We start from the raw sequence: 3072 nt of genomic DNA, 5'->3' as shown, positions 1-3072 counted from the left end.
CGTGTTCTGGCGGAGGACTCCTCCGAGGCTCCCGACGACGACACGGCCGGATCCGAGCTGCGGGCCACCCTGGCCGGCCTGAACCAAGCCGAACAACAGGCGGCGTTGCTGACGCTGGTGCGTAGTGAGGCCGCGCAGGCCCTGGGCCATTCGGGAACCGCGGAGATCACGGCCGCGAAGCCGTTCAAGGACCTCGGGTTCGACTCGCTGACCGCCGTCGACCTGCGCAACCGGCTCGCCGCAGCCACCGGGGTACGGCTGCCCGCCACCCTCGTCTTCGACCACCCCAACCCCCAGCAACTCGCGGTTCGACTCCACGAACAGCTCGGAAAGGACGGCAAGGGCGGTCTTGCCGACGTCCTGGACATCAGGCGGGAGCTCACCCGGATAGGCGAGGCGCTGGACGGCACCGCGCAGGACGAACGGGCTCGCGAGGACATCGCCGACCATCTGCGCGACCTCCTCGCCAAACTCGGCACTGCCGAGAGGGACACCGCCACCCATCTCGACGCCGCCACCGACGACGAGATCTTCGACTACATCGACCGTGACCTGGGCGTGTCCTAAACAGGCCGATGCCGGGCTTTCAACTGTTCCAGAGTGGGGTTCACCGATGACTGAAGACAAACTCCGTACCTACCTGCGCCGGGTCACGACAGAACTGCAGCAGACGCGTCAACAACTGCAGGAGACCCAGGGCAGGGCGCGGGAACCGCTGGCGGTTGTCGGGATGGCCTGCCGACTGCCGGGTGGCGTGGATTCGCCCGAGCAGTTGTGGCAGATGCTGATCGACGGCGTCGACGCCATGGGGCCCTTTCCGGACGACCGGGGCTGGGACCTCTCCGACCTCTTCGACAGCGACCCCGACGCACCCGGCAAGACCTACGCCAGCGAAGGTGCGTTCCTGCGCGGAGCCGGTGACTTCGATGCCGCGTTCTTCGGGATCTCGCCGCGTGAAGCCGAGGCGATGGACCCGCAGCAGCGGCTGCTGCTGGAGACCTCGTGGGAGGCGATCGAGCGGGCCGGCATAGACCCCCATTCGCTGCGGGGTACGCGTACCGGTGTCTTCGTCGGCGGCGGCGCCATCGAGCACACCGTCAAGCTGATGAACTCGCCGACCGAACAGGGGTATGCGGCCACTGGTGGTACCGCCAGTGTGATGTCCGGCCGGGTGTCCTACGTGCTGGGCCTCGAGGGGCCGGCCGTCACAGTGGACACGGCCTGTTCGTCGTCGCTGGTGGCACTGCATTCCGCCGCGCACTCCCTGCGCGCCGGCGACAGCTCGCTGGCACTGGTCGCTGGTGTTGCCGTCATGGCCACCTCCTCGTCCTTCGTATCGTTCGCCCGCCAGCGCGGCCTGGCCGTCGACGGCCGGTGCAAGGCCTTCTCGGACGACGCCGACGGCATCGGCTGGGGCGAGGGCGCATCGGTGATCCTGCTCGAGCGTCTCTCCGACGCGCGTCGTAACGGGCATCCCGTCCTGGCGGTGATCCGTGGTTCGGCGGTGAACCAGGACGGTGCGTCGAACGGCCTGAGCTCGCCCAACGGTCCGTCGCAGCAGCGCGTGATCCGGCAGGCGGTGGCCAGCGCGGGTCTGACGCTCGCCGATGTGGACATGGTGGAGGCGCACGGTACGGGTACGACGCTGGGCGACCCGATCGAGGCCCAGGCCCTCCTGGCCACCTACGGCCAGGACCGGCACGACGGCAGGCCCCTCTGGCTCGGCGCTCTGAAGTCGAACATCGGGCACACCGCCGCCGCGTCCGGCGTGGCGGGTGTGATCAAGACTGTGCTCGCTCTTCAGCACGGCATACTGCCCAAGTCCCTGCACTCCGAACGGCCGACCACCCAGGTGGACTGGTCGCAGGGCGCGGTGGAACTGCTCAGCGAGCACCAGGACTGGCCGGACACGGGACACCCTCGCAGGGCCGGCGTTTCCGCCTTCGGCATCAGTGGCACCAACGCTCACATCATCCTGGAGCAGGCACCCGAGCCCGAGGTGGCAGAGCCCGAAACGGCCGGCGAAGAGCCGCCGATCTCCGGCTTCACTTCTGCCGTACTGCCGTGGGTGATCTCCGGTCGTAACGAGTCCGCCCTGCGGGCGCAGGCGGAACGGCTGCGGACGCACCTCGACCAGACCCCTGCCCTGGAACCCGTCGACGTCGGATTCTCGCTGCTCACCAGCCGGTCGAAGCTCGCATACCGCGCCGTGGTGCTTGCCGCGCGGGATGAGAACAGGGCTGTCGCGCTGGATGCCCTGGCCGGCGGCGGCGACCTGCCGGGACTGATCCGGGGGAGCGGCGACACCGGTACCGGTGTGGTGTTCGTGTTCCCGGGTCAGGGTTCGCAGTGGGTCGGCATGGGTCGGGAGTTGTGGGATTCTTCGCCGGTGTTCGGTGAGTCGATGGTGGCGTGTGAGCGTGCGTTGTCGCCTTTGGTGGATTGGTCGCTTCGGGACGTGGTGTTCCGTGAGGCGGATGATCCGTTGTGGGGTCGGGTGGACGTGGTCCAGCCGGTGCTGTGGGCGGTGATGGTGTCGCTGGCCGCGGTGTGGCGTTCCTTCGGTGTGGAGCCGGCCGCGGTGATCGGACACTCCCAGGGCGAGGTCGCCGCGGCGTGTGTGGCGGGTGGCCTGTCCCTGGAGGACGGTGCCCGGGTCGCTGCGGTGCGCTCCCGTCTGGTGTTGGAGAAGCTGTCGGGCAAGGGCGGCATGGTCTCGGTGTCCCTGCCGGTGTCGGAGGTCGAGGAGCGGATCGCGTCCTTCGACGGCCGTGTCGGCGTCGCCGCCGTCAACGGGCCCGCTTCGGTCGTGGTCTCGGGCGAGCCCGACGCACTGGATGAGCTGTTGGCCTCGTGCGAGGCGGACGGTGTCCGGGCGCGGCGTATCGCGGTGGACTACGCCTCCCATTCGGCGCAGGTGGATGTCCTGGCCGAGGATCTGTTGCGTGAGCTGGCGGACATCCGGCCGGCGTCGTCGTCGGTGGCGTTCTATTCGACGGTGTCGGGTGAGCGGATGGACACGGCTGGTCTGGATGCCGGGTATTGGGTGCGGAATCTGCGGGAGCGGGTTCG

General features: G+C 68.9%; 2 protein-coding genes. Both read left to right on the top strand.

What is annotated here, in order from left to right; all coding sequences use genetic code 11:
- A partial coding sequence (locus tag ACFYW3_RS39115; protein WP_389389047.1) for an acyl carrier protein occupies positions 1 to 567 on the top strand: 567 nt, incomplete at its 5' end.
- A 46-nt stretch (positions 568 to 613) separates the two neighbouring features.
- Positions 614 to 3072, top strand: a 2459-nt coding sequence (locus ACFYW3_RS39110; protein ID WP_389389048.1) for a type I polyketide synthase, incomplete at its 3' end; no start/stop codon positions are given.

The sequence above is a fragment of the Streptomyces sp. NPDC002602 genome (assembly GCF_042889445.1).
Lineage (GTDB): Bacteria > Actinomycetota > Actinomycetes > Streptomycetales > Streptomycetaceae > Streptomyces.
Note: the sequence above shows the minus strand (reverse complement) of the source record. Positions and strands in the feature narration are given on the sequence as shown.